This is a genomic window from Mariniflexile jejuense (assembly GCF_042675665.1).
Taxonomy (GTDB): Bacteria; Bacteroidota; Bacteroidia; order Flavobacteriales; family Flavobacteriaceae; genus Mariniflexile; species Mariniflexile jejuense.
Genome location: NZ_JBHTJI010000001.1, coordinates 461721 through 477705, shown reverse-complemented (window position 1 = coordinate 477705; position 15985 = coordinate 461721). Strand labels below are relative to the sequence as shown.

Sequence of the window (15985 nt, the reverse complement as noted above, 5' to 3'; positions counted from 1 at the left end):
TATTATAATCCTGTTGCCACAGTATGTTTACCGCGTTCTTTAATTAATTGGTTTCTTACATCTAAATCGCGATACGCTTGAATTGGGTTTAATGCACCACCAATATCTAATCTTGCTTTTGCTAATAGCGGACGTACATCGGTTCTATAAGCATCTTGTAAAATTTCTTGGCATTTTACTACATCGTTATTTAATTGCGCGTCTTTTAATAATTTTTGGTCAACTAAAAGTGCTTTAGCATAGGCTTCTTGTATGGCTTCAAGTGACTGAATTAAATCTTCTAACGGATCTTTTACGTTGTGACTTGCATCAATCATCCACGCTAAATCTGGGTTTTGTGGGTTGTTTTCCATGCCGTAAACCAATTCATTAAAAATTAAGAACAGGGCGTAAGGTTTGATGCTTCCAACGGTTAAATCGTCATCACCATATTTACTATCATTAAAGTGGAAACCACCTAATTTACCTTTTAGTTGTAAAATAGAAACAATTTGCTCTATGTTGCTATTTGGAAGGTGATGACCTAAATCTACCAATGTATAAGCTTTATCACCACATGCATTTGCTAGCATTAAAGATGCACCCCAATCTTGAATAACCGTACTGTAAAAATTAGGCTCGTAAGGTTTATATTCAATTAGCATACTCCAATCACTTGGTAAACCTTTATAAATTTCTTTTAAACTGTTTTCAGTATTTTGAAATGCCGTTTGGAAGTTATTTTGCCCAGGAAAACAAGAACCATCAGCCAACCAAACGGTTAATGCTTTTGAACCTAATTTATCCCCAATATTTATAACGTCTAAATTATGCTGAATAGCTTGTTGTCTTACCGCTTCGCTTGTATTGCTTAAAGAACCGTATTTATAACTTTCCTTTGCGTTTTTTTGGTCTTGAAAGGTGTTTGAATTAACAGCATCAAATTTAATATTTAAACTATTAGCTACGTCTTTAATAGCATTATAATCACTAGGAATATCCCAAGGAATGTGAAGCGAAACAGCACCAGCAGTTTGCGTTAAGGAATGAATTAAACCAACGTCTTCAATTTTTTGTTCTAAACTTGAAGGTTCTCCAAAAAATGAAAAACGTCCAAAACGTGTACCACCAGCACCTAAAGCCCAACTTGGTATGGCTACTTGAAATTCTTGTAGTTTTTTAATTAAGCTAGTTACATTAACACCTTTATTGGTTAAACTATTTGATAAAAAATCAAAATGCTCGTTATGCGATTTAAGCGCTTTATTGTTTACGTCTTGTATGTTGCTTTGTTCTATTTTCATTGGTTTAGTTTATTGCTTATTATGGTTGGAAATAAATTCCCTTGATGTTTTAATTATATTTTAGTTTAGAATAAATGGTTTGTTTTCATTTTAAAAAAAAACTTCCATATATATTTTAATATGCTATGGAAGCTTTTTAACAAACTAAAACTAACTCAAAATTTTTTATCTAACAAAGGCATTTGCCATACCTCCATCTACATTTATAATGTTTCCTGTTGATTTATCTAGAATTCCCACAAAAGTGAAAACGCCATTAGCAATATCAGCAGGAGTTATAATTTCATTTAATAAATTACGTTTTGCGTAAAATGCTGGTAATTCAGCTACAGTAATGCCATTTGCTTTAGCACGACCTTCAGCCCAAGCACCTTCCCAAATTTTACTACCTACAATAACACCGTCTGGGTTAATAGTATTAACACGAACTTTATCTTTTGCTAATTCAGCAGCCAATAAACGAACCATGTGTTGTTGTGCCGCTTTTGCAGTTCCGTAAGCCACATTGTTAGGACCAGCAACTAAACCATTTTTACTAGCAATAGAGATATAATCGCCACCTAAACCTTGCTTACGTGTAATTGCAGAGAATTGTTTTGCTAAATCAAACTGACCTTTTACTAAAATACTTTGTAAAATGTTCCAGTCTTTATCAGTAGTATCTTCTAAAGCTTTAGAAATCGCTAAACCAGCACTATGTACAACAATGTCAACACCACCAAACTCTAAACAAGCTTTTTTGTAAGCAGATGCGATAGATTCAGTATCTGTAACATCGCATATCGCATAGGTAGAAACATCGCGTTTGTATGTTGCATTGGCTTCAATTAAACTTTGTTCGTTAATATCGGTTAGTACAACAACAGCACCTTCGGCAGCTAATTTATCAGCAATGGCTTTACCAATTCCGCCGCCAGCACCTGTTACTAAAGCAACTTTGCGAGATAATGGTTGTTCTTTTGGCATTCTTGAAAGTTTTGCTTCTTCTAATAACCAATATTCAATATCAAAAGCTTCTTGTCTTGGTAACGATGTATATTCAGTAATGGCTTCTGCACCACGCATTACGTTAATAGCGTTAATGTAAAACTCACTTGCTACACGTGTTGTTTGTTTATCTTTTGAAAAACTAAACATACCAACACCTGGATAAATAATAATTACAGGATTTGGATCACGCATTGCAGGACTATTTGACTTTTTACAAGTGTTATAGTAATCTGCATATTCTTTTCTATATTGTTCAAAAGCAGGTTCTAATTTTGCTAAAACAGCTTTTGAATCTTCTAAATCTTCATTTTTATCTAACGTAAGTACTAAAGGTTGAATTTTTGTACGTAAGAAATGGTCTGGACAAGACGTTCCAAGAGGTGCTAATCTAGCCAAATCATTACTATTGATAAATTCTAAAACAACATCGCTATCAGAAAAATGACCAATCATTCTTTTTTCCGAAGAGCATAAACCTCTTAATAAAGGCATTAGTTGTGCTGCTTTTTCTAAACGCTCTTCTTTAGGAAGACTGTCAATTTTTTTACCTCCAAAAACAGAGCCTTTTTCTTTTATTTTATTTTCAATATAGTCTGAAGCCATCTCAATAACTTCTAAACTATTCATGTAGCATTCGTAAGATGTATCTCCCCAAGTGAATAACCCGTGACTACCTAACACGATTCCGCGAATTCCTGGGTTATCAGCTAAACATTTTTCTAATTGTAAACCTAAATCGAAACCAGGACGTTGCCAAGGCACCCAACCCATAGTATCACCCCAAATTTCTTTGGTTACTTTTTCACTGTCTTTTGCTGCAGCAACAGCAATTAAAGCATCTGGATGTAAATGGTCAATATGCGCAAATGGTAATAAACCATGAAGCGGTGTATCAATAGATGGAGCTTTACTATCTAAATCATAAATACAGTGGTTAAAAAGACCTACCATACGATCTTCATCACTTAAACCGCCATACACATTTTTTAAATCGCGTAATCTACCTGTATATAAACCAGCAATACCAGAACGTGTTAACGTACCAATATCACCACCAGAACCTTTTACCCACATTACTTCAACTTCTTCATTAGTTAAAGGATCTTTTTCAATGGTTTTACAGCTGGTATTTCCACCACCGTAATTCGTTATTCTTAAATCTGCTCCTAATATGTTTGAACGGTATAAAAATAAAGCAACTTGATCATCGCCTAAAGCATTCGCTTTATTATCATCCCAAAGGTAATCTACGTATTTAAATGTTTTTGATGTTGTATTCATGTGATATATTATGATTATAAATTCAAAATTAAAAGAACCTAAAAAGTTTTCTATCCTGTACTGTACTGTAATTTGAAATTAATTTATTTTAAGTTTATAAATTTAGTTTAAAACTATAAATTTACAAACGGTAAATTATAAAACAATTGTTGTAAAAGGCAGTACAGTACAGGGCAGTATTTCTGTATTGGTTAATTAAATTTGCCAATGTAAGCTAACTTAATAACTAAATAATAGCTAAATGAATTCATTTAATTTAGAAAATAAAGTAGTACTTGTAACAGGTGGAGGCGGTGTACTTGGTGGTAGTATGGCAGAATACCTTTTAAAGCAAGGTGCTATTGTAATAATTTTGCATTATAAAAAAGATACGGTAGATGAAACCGTAAAAAAAATGTCATTAATAAGTGCCAAAGTTGATGGTTTTGTGTGTAACGTAGTTGATGAAACTAGTTTACAAACCGTTGCAGATGTTATTATTGATAAATATGGAAAAATTGATATTCTTATTAATGCAGCAGGAGGCAATATGCCAGGTGCAACTATTGGACCAACTCAATCTTTTTTCGATATTAATATGAACGACTTTAAAAAAGTAGTCGATTTAAATTTATTTGGAAGTATAATTCCTTCAATCATTTTTGGTAAAGAGATGGTAAAAAATAAAAAAGGAGTTATTATAAACATTTCCTCAATGGCTTCAGAAAGAGCTATTACTAGAGTAGCAGGCTATTCAGCATCAAAAGCAGCTATAGATAACTTTACAAAATGGTTATCAGTAGAGTTAGCTTTAAAATATGGCGATGGGTTGCGTGTTAATGCTATTGCACCAGGTTTTTTTATAGGAAATCAAAACAGAGCTTTATTATTAAACGAAGACGGAAGTTATACTGATAGAGGTAATACCATTATAGCAAACACACCAATGAAACGTTTTGGTGATGCTGATGAGTTACACGGCGCATTGCATTATTTATGTAGTGATGCCTCTAAATTTGTTACAGGAATCACTATTCCTGTTGATGGTGGTTTTAGCGCATTTAGTGGCGTTTAATAGTAAAAAAAAAGAAAATGCAAGAAACATTTAGATGGTTTGGAGTAAACGACTCTGTAAAATTATCATACATAAAGCAAGCAGGCGCAACGGGTGTTGTAACAGCTTTACATCATGTTCCAAACGGTTCTGTTTGGGAAGTTGAAGAGATTTTAAAAGTTAAACAATTGATTGAATCGCATGATTTAGAATGGTCTTTTATTGAAAGCATTCCAATTCATGAAACTATAAAACTTCGTACAGGCGATTATTTACAACGCATTGAAAATTACAAGCAAAGTTTAAGAAACGTAGCTGCTTGTGGCATAAAAAACGTTTGTTATAATTTTATGCCAGTACTCGATTGGACACGTACCGAATTATTTTGGAAGCTACCCGATGGCAGTACTGCATTACGTTTTGATAAAGTAGATATGGCTGTTTTTGAAAAATTCATCATGCAGCGCGAAGGTGTTGAAACTTCCTATACTCAAGAAATTTTAGAACAAGCTGAAGTGCGTTTTTCTAAAATGACCTCAGATGAAAAACAAGCCTTAGAAAATAACGTTTTAAAAGGACTTCCAGGAACGGTTGATGATTTAACCATACCTGTTTTTAAAGAAATGATTGCGCAATACGATAACTTATCGCATGCCGATTTAAAAGCTAATCTGTCTTATTTTTTAAATGAAGTTATTCCTGTTTGTGAAGAACATGGTATTGTGATGGCCATTCACCCAGACGATCCGCCAATGGATATTATGGGATTACCTAGAATTATAAAATCTGAAAAAGATTTAGAAGATTTGGTTGGTTTTATTGATAGTCCATCAAACGGTATCACATTTTGTACTGGTTCTTTAGGAGCAAATCCAGATAACGATTTACCTAAAATGATTCGAAAATTTGCAGATCGTATTCACTTTCTTCATTTACGAAATGTAAAACGTGAAGCTGATGGTAGTTTTTTTGAAGATAATCATTTAGAAGGCTCATCAGATATGTATGAAGTGGTAAAAGCAGTTCTAGAAGTTGAAAAGCAACGAAATATACAATTGCCAATGCGTCCAGATCATGGGCATCAAATGTTACACGATTTAGAACCAAACAAAGCATACCCGGGTTATACATCCATTGGGCGATTAAGAGGTTTAGCCGAATTACGAGGTTTAGCACTTGGTATTTCAAGAAGTTTAAAATAAAAATACAAAATGAAGGTCGGTTTATTCATACCATGTTACGTTAATCAATTATATCCACAAGTAGGGATTGCAACTTTAGAACTCTTAGAAAAATTAGGCGTTGAAGTGGTTTATCCCATGGGGCAAACCTGTTGTGGGCAGCCATTAGGTAACTCAGGTTACGAGCAAGATTCAAAAGGCATCTGTCAATTATTTGTTGAAAATTTTAAAGAATTCGATTATATCGTTGGTCCTTCAGGCAGTTGTGTGTATCATGTAAAAAAACATTTTGATATTTTAGAGCAAACCGATGCTGTAAAACGTGTTCGAAAAAACACCTACGAGTTATGTCAATTCATTACAGAGGTTTTAGGAAAAACCGATTTAGGTGCATCATTTCCGCACAAAGTGGGTATTCATAAAAGTTGTCACGGACTTCGTGGATTACGATTAGGTTCTTGCTCAGAACGCATGGATGCACATTATTCAACCGAAGAAAGTCTATTAAAAGCAGTGAAAGGGTTAGAATTAAAAACCTTGAATAGAGCAGATGAATGTTGTGGTTTTGGCGGTACCTTTTCAGTTTTTGAAGAAGCTATTTCGGTAAAAATGGGAAAAGATAGAATAAAAGACCATTTAGATAGCGATGTAGAAGTGATTACAGGCGCAGACCATTCATGCTTAATGCATTTGGAAGGCTTGATAAATAGAAATAAACAACCTTTAAAGGTGATGCACATAGCAGAAATTTTAAATAGTAGTATCTAAATTATGGCACACGCAGACGAAGCAGCAATATTTAATAAAAACGAAGCAAAAGTAGATTGGCATGATAAAGCCTTATGGTTTGTTAGACAAAAACGCGATAAATCGGCGCACAAAGTAAAAGGTTGGGAAGAACTCCGAAATTATGCATCGGCTATAAAAGCAAATGTACTTTCTAATTTAGATACATATCTTATTCAGTTTGAAGAAAATGCTCAAAAAAACGGTGTTACTGTACATTGGGCTGCCGATGCCGAGGAACATAATAAAATTGTGCACAGCATTTTAGTAAAACATGATGTAAAGAAAGTGGTGAAAAGTAAGTCGATGTTAACTGAAGAATGTCACTTAAACCCCTATTTAGAAGCGCACAATATTGAAGTTATTGATACCGATTTGGGTGAGCGCATTGTTCAATTAGCACAAGAACCACCAAGCCATATTGTTTTACCAGCTATTCACAAAACTAAAGAAGAAGTTGATGTGCTTTTTCAAGAACACTTAGGAACAAAACCAAGCAATGGTGATCCACAATATTTAACAGCCGAAGCCAGAAAACATTTGCGAGATAAATTTTTAAAAGCAGATGCAGCTATAACCGGTGTTAATTTTGCAGTTGCAAATACTGGTGGTGTAGTAGTTTGTACCAACGAAGGAAATGCCGATATGGGCGCACATCTTGCCAAAGTACATATTGCCTGTATGGGTATGGAAAAATTAATTCCTGAAGAAAAACATTTAGGAATCTTTCTTCGTTTATTAGCAAGAAGTGCTACAGGGCAACCTATTACTACCTATTCTTCGCATTTCAATAAACCCGCTGAAGGTACTGAAATGCATATTGTTATTGTTGATAATGGCAGAACAGAGCAACTAAGTCGTGAAGATTTTAGAGCTTCGCTACATTGTATCCGTTGTGGGGCTTGTATGAATACGTGCCCAATTTACAGACGAAGTGGCGGGCATAGTTATAATGCAACTATTCCAGGACCTATTGGTTCTATTTTATCACCTGGAAAAGATTTAACAAAACACAGTTCATTACCGTTCGCATCTACTTTATGTGGTTCGTGTTCAGATGTTTGCCCTGTTAAAATCAACATACATGAACAGTTGTATAAATGGCGACAAATAGTAACTAAAGATGTGCCACAACCTGTTGTTAAAAAAAATGTTTTAAAAATGTCAGGTAATGTATTAGCAAATTCTAAATTGTATGGGTTTGTTGGTAAATCATCACGATTTATGTTGAAACACACACCTAAATTTTTAATTTATTCTAAATTAAATGCTTGGGGTAAAGCCAGAGATTTGCCTGAAGTAAAAGGTGATAATTTTGAAGAATGGTATAAAAAAAGACAAAAGAAATGAGTAGAGAATCTATTTTAAATGCTGTAAAAAATAATAAACCAGAAGCATTGCCTTTACCTAAAATTGATTTGAATCTTTTTGAAGAAGATATTGATTTAGTTAAAACGTTTATAGAAAACGTTGAATTTGTAGGAGGTAGAGTTGTTCAGTTAAATGGTATGGATAATTTAGATACTGAAATTAAAAAGCTTTATACCAACGCTTCAAAAATAGTATCTTGTGTAAAAGAATCTAATTTAGGTACAGTTTCAATTTCAAAAGATACCGAACCTCATGGATTGGAAGATATCGACTTAGCTATAATAAAAGGCGAATTGGCAGTAGCTGAAAACGGTGCGGTTTGGATTGTTGAAAATGACGTAACTATTCGTGTATTACCATTTATAACTAACGATTTAGTTCTACTTATAAATAAAGAAAATATTCATTTGCACATGCATAGTGCTTATGAATCTATTTCTAAACGAGACAGAACTTTTGGTTTCTTTTTATCAGGTCCGTCAAAAACAGCCGATATTGAACAGTGTTTGGTTATTGGTGCACAAGGAGCTGTTAGTTTAACCGTTTTAATTTTGTAAATTGCAGTTCTTATTAAAAACATTAAAAATTAAATTATAAAATTATGTCAATTAGTTATGAATCGCGTTATGCATCAAGCCCAAAAGGTGTTAAAAGTTATGATACAGCGCAGTTAAGAAATGAATTTTTAATAGAAAGTCTTTTCGAATCTGATAAAATAAATCTAGTGTATTCACATTACGACCGTTTTATTTCGGGTGGTGTATTGCCAGTAAATAAATCACTTACTTTAGAAACCATCGATCCATTAAAAGCACCTTATTTTTTAGAAAGAAGAGAACTTGGTATTATTAATATAGGTGAAAGTGGTACAGTTACAGTTGATGGTACTGCTTATGAAATAAACCATAAGGAAGCTTTATATGTTGGTCAAGGAAATAAAGAAGTTGTGTTTTCAAGTAAGTCTAGTAGCAAACCAGCAATGTTTTACATTAATTCTACACCTGCTCACAAAACATTTCCAACAAAAAAAATTGGTACTAATGATGTTGAAGTAATTGAATTAGGTACACCAGAAACAGCTAACGCACGTACTTTAAGAAAATATATTGTAAACAGTGTTGTTGATGTTTGCCAATTACAAATGGGAATGACCTCTATAAAAGTTGGAAGTAGCTGGAATACTATGCCAGCTCACGTACATGATAGAAGAATGGAAGTTTATTTCTATTTTGAGATTCCAGAAGGGCAATCAGTATGTCATTTTATGGGCGAACCTCAAGAAACCCGTCATATTTGGATGCAAAACAATCAAGCAGTTATTTCGCCACCTTGGTCTATTCATTCAGGTTCAGGAACCAGTAATTACTCATTTATTTGGGGAATGGCAGGCGAGAACCTAGATTATGGCGATATGGATGTTTGTAAAATTCCGGATTTAAGATAATTAACTTGTCATATTTAAAGCTCTAAATATTAATATTTAGGGCTTTTTTATTCTAAAATATTTTAAATAGTAAAAAGCTTTATAAATGAGATTTATTTATTTTATATTTTTTTTGATATCATTTTTTTGTCAATCACAAAATAGTATTCGTTTTAAAAATGAAGTGGACTTAATAAATAAAAAATACGATAGTATTTGGGATGCTTCAAAAGAAACCATTGTTTTTACAGGAAGTTCCAGCATTAGATTATGGTCAGATATTCAAGACCTTTTTCCTGAAAAACAAGTTATAAATTCTGCATTTGGTGGCTCAGAAACTATTGATTTATTGTTTTTCTCTGATGATGTTATTTTGAAATACAAACCTAAAAAAGTTTTTATTTATGAAGGCGACAATGATATTTCTCACAAAAAAAAGATAAAAGAAATTTTAAATTCATTTTCAGAAATTATTTCTAAAATAAAAAATCAAGATACAACGACTCACATTGTAATTATCTCACCCAAGCCAAGTATTTCAAGGTGGCATTTAAGAAGGAAATATAGTAGACTTAATAAGAGTTTAAGAAAAATATGCAATGAAAACGATAATTTAGAATTTGCAAATGTTTGGGATATTATGATTGAAAATAAAAAATTAAAAAAGGAATTATTTATAAATGACGGTTTACATATGAATAAAGATGGTTATGAACTTTGGTATACTGTTATTAAAAACTACGTAAACTAATAATTATTTCATTTACATTAGTATTGTGCCTATTGTAGAATTACTATAAAATAATAAAGATTAAGTAAAAGGTGTTAATAAATTTGTTAACAATATAGTATATAATTAGCATAACTATGGTGTTTTACAATTAATTGGAGTGACAATGCCGTTAATGAGGATGATTATATTTTAGCACGATCAGAACATGGTAGTAACTTCGTTGTAATTCCAACTTTGGCGGTAAATACAGTAAGTTGCCAAGATAAAGGTTTATATGCTCGATAAATTATTATTTATAGGACCCTTCAAAAACTAAAGGTAGCCCCACAGGAAATGTATGGATGATTAGAACTATTGCAAATATAACGCAAGTTATGGTAGGCTATAGATCATTTAATAAGTTTTCTTTTGATGGCGGACAAATTAGCGATAATTCAACCTGCCAAACTCATGGAGTTCTTGATATAAATTAACAATTCAAATATTAGAGTGTTTTGGGTAAAACAAATAATGTGATAAGTTTTTCACCAGCGCATAATAATTTATTTATTGTAAATATACCTAATCAAGATCAATTATACCTAGATAAATCATTCTTTACTATATCTTTTTGGATGAAAGCAGCATCAAATTTGTTGCCTACCAATGCAACAAGTTCATATGTATTCTGTAAAGGTTCTTTCACTGTAAATACATCTACAGGTGCTACAGGTAAACATTATAATGTAGAATTTAAAAGTAGCCAATTTTGAATTGCTATTGATGATAACATAGCCGAAAAAGAACTTTCAACAAGCGGAACACCTTTTTTTTACTGCTAATTAGGGATATGTTGTAATTATGAGAGATGTTATGGCGCATCGATTACGATTATATTTAAATGGTGTTCTTATAACAGAACTAGACGAAACTGGTGTGATAGGAATATCTGAAGTTAGCGATTTAATTATTGGTAATATTGGTGAATTAGAATTGCAAAATGGTACAGCACCAGCACCATATAAGGGTATGTTAGATGAACTTGAATTTTTTTAATTATGCTTTACCGCTATTGAAGTATCAGACTTGTATCAAAATGTATTACTGAGTAATCATGTATTTGATGATATTAAAAATGAGATTAAACGGTTTCATAACCCAACAAATAATCAAATCAACATTAAAACTCCAAGCTATAAAACCAATGAAATTACGGCTAGTATATTTGATGTGGCAGGTAGATTGGTTTTAAAAAACAAATAACATCTAATACAAAAAACGAAGTATTTACGCTATATATTTCAAATAGAAAGTTATCAGGGGTTTATATACTTAATATTTCAGGATATAACTTAAACACGAATTTAAAAATTGTAGTTAAGTAAATATTATTAAAACCCTTGTAATAATATGTTTACAAGGGTTTTTTAATAAAATAAGAATCTTGTTGTGTGTAAATAGATAGATTTAAATAGAACGATATTTTATTAACTAAGCTTTAAATTTTAAATCCACCTGAAACTTCAATTCTTTGAGCGTTTATCCATTTTGATTCTTCCGAGCACAGAAAAGCAACTACCGAACCAATATCATCTGGTAATCCAACTCTGCCAAGTGCTGTTTGCGATGCAATCATTTTATTCATATCTTCATTGTCACGTACAAAACCATCACCAAAATCGGTTTCAATAGCTCCTGGCGCAACCGAATTAACTCTTATTTTTCTGTAACCCAATTCGAGTGCCTGATATCTTGTTAAAGAATCAACAGCAGCTTTCATTGCGCCATATGCTGAATAACCAGAAAATGAAAATCTAGCCAAACCCGATGATGTATTAACAATACTACTGCTGTCATTTAACAATGGTAATAATTTTTGGGTTAAGAAATAGGGGCCTTTAAAATGAATATTGGTCATGGCATCTAAACTTTCTTCAGTAGTTAACTCAAATGAAGAGTTAATTCCAGTACCCGCATTGTTTACTAAAGCATCTAGTTTTTTACCATTAAAATGTGTATTGAGTATAGCGTCAATTTCTTGTTTGAAAGTTTCAAATCCTTTGGTAGAAGCTATATCTAATTGAACTGAAAACGCCAACTTGTTATACTTTCTAATGTCATTTAAAACATTTTCAGCGTCTTGCTTTTTTGTTTTATAAGTAATGATAACATCAAAACCTCTTTTAGCGAGTTGAATTGAGGTGTCTTTTCCCAATCCACGGCTACCGCCAGTAACCAAAGCTATTTTATTTACATCTTTTTGCATTTTTTATTGATTTAAATTACATTACAAAAGTGCAACCTAACCCCGTTACCATATTTGTATTTATCAAACTAAAATTTGTAAATATCAAATAATTACTTCCTAAAAACTAAAGGAGATTGTTTGTTGTGTTTTTTAAAAAAATTTGAAAAATGTGCTACTTCATCAAAACCTAAGGAATAAGCAATTTCTGAAACATTCCAATCAGTTTGTTTTAGTAAAATTTTGGCTTCTTGATTAATTCTACTAGATAAAATATCACTGGTGGTTTTCCCTATGGTGTCTTTAAGCACTTTATTTAAATGATTAATATGGATATTTAAAGCATTAGCATATTCATTAGGTTTTTTTAGTTGTAATAGTTGTGTTGCGTTTTCAATAGGAAATTGTCTTTCTAAAAGTTCAATAAATAAACCTGTAATTCTTGTGGCTGCTGTTTTATTTTCGTTAGGTGTAAAAGGGGTTAATTTTTGACCATAATGTATAAGTTCCATTAGGTAATTTCTAAGCAAATCATATTTAAGCTCATAATTAGAATTTATTTCGTGATGCATTTTTTCAAAAACATGTTTTATTTGTAGATATTGCTCTTTAGAAATTTGAAAAACAAAATCACTTTGATTTGAAAAAATTTGAAGATTGTCAATATCAAAGCCTGTTTTGTTTAAGGGTACAAAATCTTTTGTAAAAACACAAAAATGCCCAGATTGATTGTTGTCTTTTGGAGTGTATCTATAAGGTGTTTTAGGAGTTGCAAACAGAATAGCATGCTTTGTTATTTCTATGGTTTTATCTGCATATTCCACAATGTTTTTTCCTGAAATTAAACTTACTTTATAGTAAGTTCTTCTGTTATAAGGCATTTCAGGTTTTGTTTTACAAGTGGCGTACATACTTTCTATGTTAAAAACATTGAAATGCCCAAGGTCTTTATTTAAATTGTTATTTAAAAACTGATCTAAATCAGGGCATGTTTCTTTAAAAACATCTTGGTAAAATTCTTTTATGGTAGTAGTATTCATAAGATTTGTAAAATTCAAATGTACGTTACTTTTTCTAAAAATTAACTTTTTGATATTCTGTGCTAAAATAATAATATTAAGAAGTAGTATTTAATGGTATTACTACTGTGAAATAAGAACTGTTATTGTAAAAAATAAAAAACCCTGTGAATCTTATGATTTACAGGGTTTTGATACCGTTTAGGATTTTTTCAGCGGAGAAAGAGGGATTCGAACCCCCGGAGGTGTGACCCTCAACAGTTTTCAAGACTGCCGCATTCGACCACTCTGCCATTTCTCCAGTTTTGGTCTCATCAAGTTTTTATCCCTGATTGCGGGTGCAAATATAGAACCCTTTTTCAATACTTTCAAATATAAATCTATTTTTTTTTAAATAAATTTTAACTCGCTAAATGTTAACTTCTTTTGTGTTATATTTTTTGTAAAAAGACAATTTCAAAGCGTATTTTTGCAGAAATTAAAATGAAATAATGAGTATTATAAAGCAGCTAGAGTGGCGCTATGCAACTAAAAAATTCGATAGTAATAAAAAATTATCTAACAAAAAACTTGATACTTTAAAGCAGGCTTTTAACCTAACAGCAACATCGTTTGGCTTGCAAACCATCAAATTGGTTGTTATTGAAAACGAAAAACTAAGAGCATCTTTAGTTGAGCATTCATTCAATCAAAAACAAGTTTTACAAGCATCGCACTTATTAATCATCTGTATTCAAAATGATATTAGCGAACACGATGTTATTTCATATTACAACAACATAAAAACAATTCGAGACACTTCAGAAACCATTTTAAAACCCTACAGAGAAGGATTAATTAGTATGATGCAAAAAATGACGGTTTTAGAACGCCAACAATGGTCAAAAAACCAAGCATACATAGCACTAGGCAATTTAATGACGGTTTGCGCAATAGAAGGTATCGATTCTTGTCCCATGGAAGGCTTCATGCCAGCAAAGTACGACGAACTTTTAGGCTTACAAGCAAAAGGGCTAAAATCAATTTTACTATTACCAGTAGGCTATAGGGCAAACGACGACATGTTTTCAGCATTCCAAAAAGTAAGAATGCCTATAAATGAATCTGTAATAGAATTATAAATAAGTACAAGGGCGTTACCACAAGGGTCGGGCTTTTCGCTACAAGTCCTCGCACCCACGCTCAAGCGCGGTTGCTGTGGGCTTTCCGCTTCAATCCCTAACGCAAAACCAAAAAGAAGAAAAATAAAGAACAACAATAAAAAATACAAAATGCCAGGATTTGAATTATTTGGAGATTTAGAGCGAAACGAATTAAACGATGTTTTAAATACCGGCGTGCTAATGCGCTACGGGTTTGATGGCATGCGCCAAGGCCATTGGAAAGCAAAAGAACTAGAAACAACCCTAGAAAACACGTTTCAAGTAAATCATGCACAATTAGTATCAAGTGGCACAGCAGCTATATCAGTAGCTTTAGCAGTAGCAGGTGTAGGAGCAGGTGATGAAGTTATTTTACCAACCTTCACCTTTGTAGCAAGCTTTGAAGCAGTAATGATGCTTGGTGCCATACCAGTTTTAGTAGATATTGATGATACGTTAACCCTATGCCCAAATGCAGTTGAAAATGCTATAACACCAAAAACAAAAGCCATTATGGTAGTGCACATGTGCGGAAGTATGGGTAATATGGATGCACTTAAAACCATAAGTAATAAACACAATTTAGTATTGCTAGAAGATGCTTGTCAAGCTATAGGCGCAACTTACAAAGGAAAACCGCTAGGTAGTATTGGAAATTTAGGTTGTTTTTCATTCGATTTTGTAAAAACCATAACCTGTGGCGAAGGAGGTGCAGTAATAACAAACAACAAACAATATTATATAAATTCAGATCAGTTTAGCGACCACGGTCATGATCACATAGGTAGTGATAGAGGTTCAGAAACACACCCATATTTAGGATATAATTTCAGAATTTCAGAGCTTCATGCCGCTGTTGGTTTAGCACAAATTAAACGTTTACCAGAATTTTTAGAAATTCAAAAGAAAAACTACAACATACTTCGCGATGCCTTGTCGCAAATTCCAGAAGTAACTTTTAGAACCGTTCCTGAAGGTGGTGAAGAAAATTATAGTTTCTTAAATTTCTTTCTGCCTAGTTTAGAAATAACTACAAAAGTGTCAGAAAAATTCAAACAAAATGGTGTAGATGCTTGCTTTCATTATTACAATAATAACTGGCACTACATTCGTAAATGGAATCATTTAAAAGACTTAAAATCTCTTTTCCCTATTTCTACCGAAGTTAAAGAAGGTTTAGAATATTTAAAAACTAAAACATTTCAAAAATCTGATGATTATATAGCAAGAAATTTATCATGTTTAATAAAATTATCTTGGACTGATGAAGATGTTAATGCTAGAGCAAATAAAATGGTTGAAGCAATAAAACTAGCTTTATAAAAGCGAGTTGTTTTTAAGTAATTATTTGTTAAACAGTTAAATTACAATTTGTTAAAGCTAATTTAAATTAGCTAAACATGTTTTGTGTTAAAATATTTATTACTTTTAATAAACTTAAGCCTTCCCTAAGTTTATAGATAATAACTAGTTTTTTAAATTCAGACTATTTGTTTTTATGTCTGTATAAATTAATAGC

15 protein-coding genes and 1 tRNA gene are annotated in these 15985 nt (G+C 32.2%); 11 read left to right on the top strand and 5 right to left on the bottom strand.

Annotated features, from left to right (window positions below; genetic code table 11):
- Positions 1 to 2: 2 nt before the first annotated feature.
- Positions 3 to 1283 (bottom strand): sugar isomerase, encoded by a 1281-nt coding sequence (locus ACFQ1R_RS02080; protein WP_379924452.1) that lies wholly within the window; start codon positions 1281 to 1283, stop codon positions 3 to 5.
- A gap of 165 nt (positions 1284 to 1448) precedes the next feature.
- Positions 1449 to 3554 carry a bifunctional aldolase/short-chain dehydrogenase gene (locus ACFQ1R_RS02075; protein ID WP_379924451.1) on the bottom strand — a complete coding sequence of 702 codons (2106 nt, stop codon included), beginning with the start codon at positions 3552 to 3554 and terminating at the stop codon, positions 1449 to 1451.
- Between the two features lie 241 nt (positions 3555 to 3795).
- Here ACFQ1R_RS02075 and ACFQ1R_RS02070 point away from each other — a divergent pair, with 241 nt between their 5' ends.
- From ACFQ1R_RS02070 to ACFQ1R_RS02030, 9 genes are all read left to right on the top strand, one after another.
- Entirely contained in the window at positions 3796 to 4608 is an 813-nt protein-coding gene (locus ACFQ1R_RS02070) for an SDR family oxidoreductase (protein ID WP_379924450.1), read from the top strand.
- Between the two features lie 17 nt (positions 4609 to 4625).
- Positions 4626 to 5789 carry a mannonate dehydratase gene (gene uxuA / locus ACFQ1R_RS02065; RefSeq protein WP_379924449.1) on the top strand — a complete coding sequence of 388 codons (1164 nt, stop codon included), beginning with the start codon at positions 4626 to 4628 and terminating at the stop codon, positions 5787 to 5789.
- Between the two features lie 9 nt (positions 5790 to 5798).
- Positions 5799 to 6536: a (Fe-S)-binding protein gene (locus ACFQ1R_RS02060; protein ID WP_379924448.1), complete on the top strand. Its 738-nt coding sequence runs from the start codon at positions 5799 to 5801 to the stop codon at positions 6534 to 6536.
- 3 nt (positions 6537 to 6539) lie between these two features.
- The gene (locus ACFQ1R_RS02055; RefSeq protein ID WP_379924447.1) at positions 6540 to 7904 is read left to right on the top strand and encodes a lactate utilization protein B; all 1365 of its coding nucleotides are present in this window, start codon (positions 6540 to 6542) and stop codon (positions 7902 to 7904) included.
- A complete protein-coding gene (locus ACFQ1R_RS02050; RefSeq protein WP_379924446.1) occupies positions 7901 to 8482 on the top strand; it encodes a LutC/YkgG family protein in 582 nt (193 codons plus the stop codon). The genes ACFQ1R_RS02055 and ACFQ1R_RS02050 overlap by 4 nt, the downstream gene beginning before the upstream one ends.
- Positions 8483 to 8526: 44 nt before the next feature.
- Positions 8527 to 9369: a 5-dehydro-4-deoxy-D-glucuronate isomerase gene (gene kduI / locus ACFQ1R_RS02045; RefSeq protein ID WP_379924445.1), complete on the top strand. Its 843-nt coding sequence runs from the start codon at positions 8527 to 8529 to the stop codon at positions 9367 to 9369.
- Positions 9370 to 9532: 163 nt separating this feature from the next.
- The gene (locus ACFQ1R_RS02040; protein WP_379924444.1) at positions 9533 to 10099 is read left to right on the top strand and encodes a GDSL-type esterase/lipase family protein; all 567 of its coding nucleotides are present in this window, start codon (positions 9533 to 9535) and stop codon (positions 10097 to 10099) included.
- Positions 10100 to 10593: 494 nt separating this feature from the next.
- Complete coding sequence (locus ACFQ1R_RS02035; RefSeq protein WP_379924443.1) at positions 10594 to 10833, top strand: hypothetical protein; 240 nt, start codon at positions 10594 to 10596, stop codon at positions 10831 to 10833.
- An 88-nt stretch (positions 10834 to 10921) separates the two neighbouring features.
- On the top strand, positions 10922 to 11116 hold the full coding sequence (locus tag ACFQ1R_RS02030; RefSeq protein WP_379924442.1) for a hypothetical protein: 195 nt from the start codon (positions 10922 to 10924) through the stop codon (positions 11114 to 11116).
- 442 nt (positions 11117 to 11558) lie between these two features.
- Here ACFQ1R_RS02030 and ACFQ1R_RS02025 read toward each other — a convergent pair whose 3' ends face one another.
- The 3 genes from ACFQ1R_RS02025 to ACFQ1R_RS02015 all read right to left on the bottom strand — a co-directional run bounded on the left by ACFQ1R_RS02025 (position 11559) and on the right by ACFQ1R_RS02015 (position 13625).
- Positions 11559 to 12326 carry an SDR family NAD(P)-dependent oxidoreductase gene (locus ACFQ1R_RS02025; RefSeq protein ID WP_379924441.1) on the bottom strand — a complete coding sequence of 256 codons (768 nt, stop codon included), beginning with the start codon at positions 12324 to 12326 and terminating at the stop codon, positions 11559 to 11561.
- A 92-nt stretch (positions 12327 to 12418) separates the two neighbouring features.
- Positions 12419 to 13345, bottom strand: a complete 927-nt coding sequence (locus ACFQ1R_RS02020) for a helix-turn-helix domain-containing protein (protein ID WP_379924440.1) — start codon at positions 13343 to 13345, stop codon at positions 12419 to 12421.
- A 195-nt stretch (positions 13346 to 13540) separates the two neighbouring features.
- Positions 13541 to 13625 (bottom strand) — tRNA-Ser (locus ACFQ1R_RS02015).
- Positions 13626 to 13815: 190 nt separating this feature from the next.
- Between ACFQ1R_RS02015 and ACFQ1R_RS02010 the strand changes: the two genes are divergently transcribed.
- Both ACFQ1R_RS02010 and ACFQ1R_RS02005 read left to right on the top strand, forming a co-directional pair.
- Positions 13816 to 14445 carry an NAD(P)H-dependent oxidoreductase gene (locus ACFQ1R_RS02010; protein ID WP_379924439.1) on the top strand — a complete coding sequence of 210 codons (630 nt, stop codon included), beginning with the start codon at positions 13816 to 13818 and terminating at the stop codon, positions 14443 to 14445.
- Positions 14446 to 14595: 150 nt separating this feature from the next.
- The gene (locus ACFQ1R_RS02005; protein WP_379924438.1) at positions 14596 to 15789 is read left to right on the top strand and encodes a DegT/DnrJ/EryC1/StrS family aminotransferase; all 1194 of its coding nucleotides are present in this window, start codon (positions 14596 to 14598) and stop codon (positions 15787 to 15789) included.
- Positions 15790 to 15985: the final 196 nt, after the last annotated feature.

Bases quoted from the DNA above. Each gene is read 5' to 3' on its own strand.
- ACFQ1R_RS02030 (WP_379924442.1), top strand. From the start codon at position 10,922: ATGAGAGATGTTATGGCGCATCGATTACGATTATATTTAAATGGTGTT.
- ACFQ1R_RS02020 (WP_379924440.1), bottom strand. From the start codon at position 13,345: ATGAATACTACTACCATAAAAGAATTTTACCAAGATGTTTTTAAAGAA.
- ACFQ1R_RS02070 (WP_379924450.1), top strand. From the start codon at position 3,796: ATGAATTCATTTAATTTAGAAAATAAAGTAGTACTTGTAACAGGTGGA.
- ACFQ1R_RS02010 (WP_379924439.1), top strand. From the start codon at position 13,816: ATGAGTATTATAAAGCAGCTAGAGTGGCGCTATGCAACTAAAAAATTC.
- kduI (WP_379924445.1), top strand. From the start codon at position 8,527: ATGTCAATTAGTTATGAATCGCGTTATGCATCAAGCCCAAAAGGTGTT.
- ACFQ1R_RS02055 (WP_379924447.1), top strand. From the start codon at position 6,540: ATGGCACACGCAGACGAAGCAGCAATATTTAATAAAAACGAAGCAAAA.
- ACFQ1R_RS02060 (WP_379924448.1), top strand. From the start codon at position 5,799: ATGAAGGTCGGTTTATTCATACCATGTTACGTTAATCAATTATATCCA.
- uxuA (WP_379924449.1), top strand. From the start codon at position 4,626: ATGCAAGAAACATTTAGATGGTTTGGAGTAAACGACTCTGTAAAATTA.
- ACFQ1R_RS02005 (WP_379924438.1), top strand. From the start codon at position 14,596: ATGCCAGGATTTGAATTATTTGGAGATTTAGAGCGAAACGAATTAAAC.
- ACFQ1R_RS02075 (WP_379924451.1), bottom strand. From the start codon at position 3,554: ATGAATACAACATCAAAAACATTTAAATACGTAGATTACCTTTGGGAT.
- ACFQ1R_RS02080 (WP_379924452.1), bottom strand. From the start codon at position 1,283: ATGAAAATAGAACAAAGCAACATACAAGACGTAAACAATAAAGCGCTT.
- ACFQ1R_RS02050 (WP_379924446.1), top strand. From the start codon at position 7,901: ATGAGTAGAGAATCTATTTTAAATGCTGTAAAAAATAATAAACCAGAA.
- ACFQ1R_RS02025 (WP_379924441.1), bottom strand. From the start codon at position 12,326: ATGCAAAAAGATGTAAATAAAATAGCTTTGGTTACTGGCGGTAGCCGT.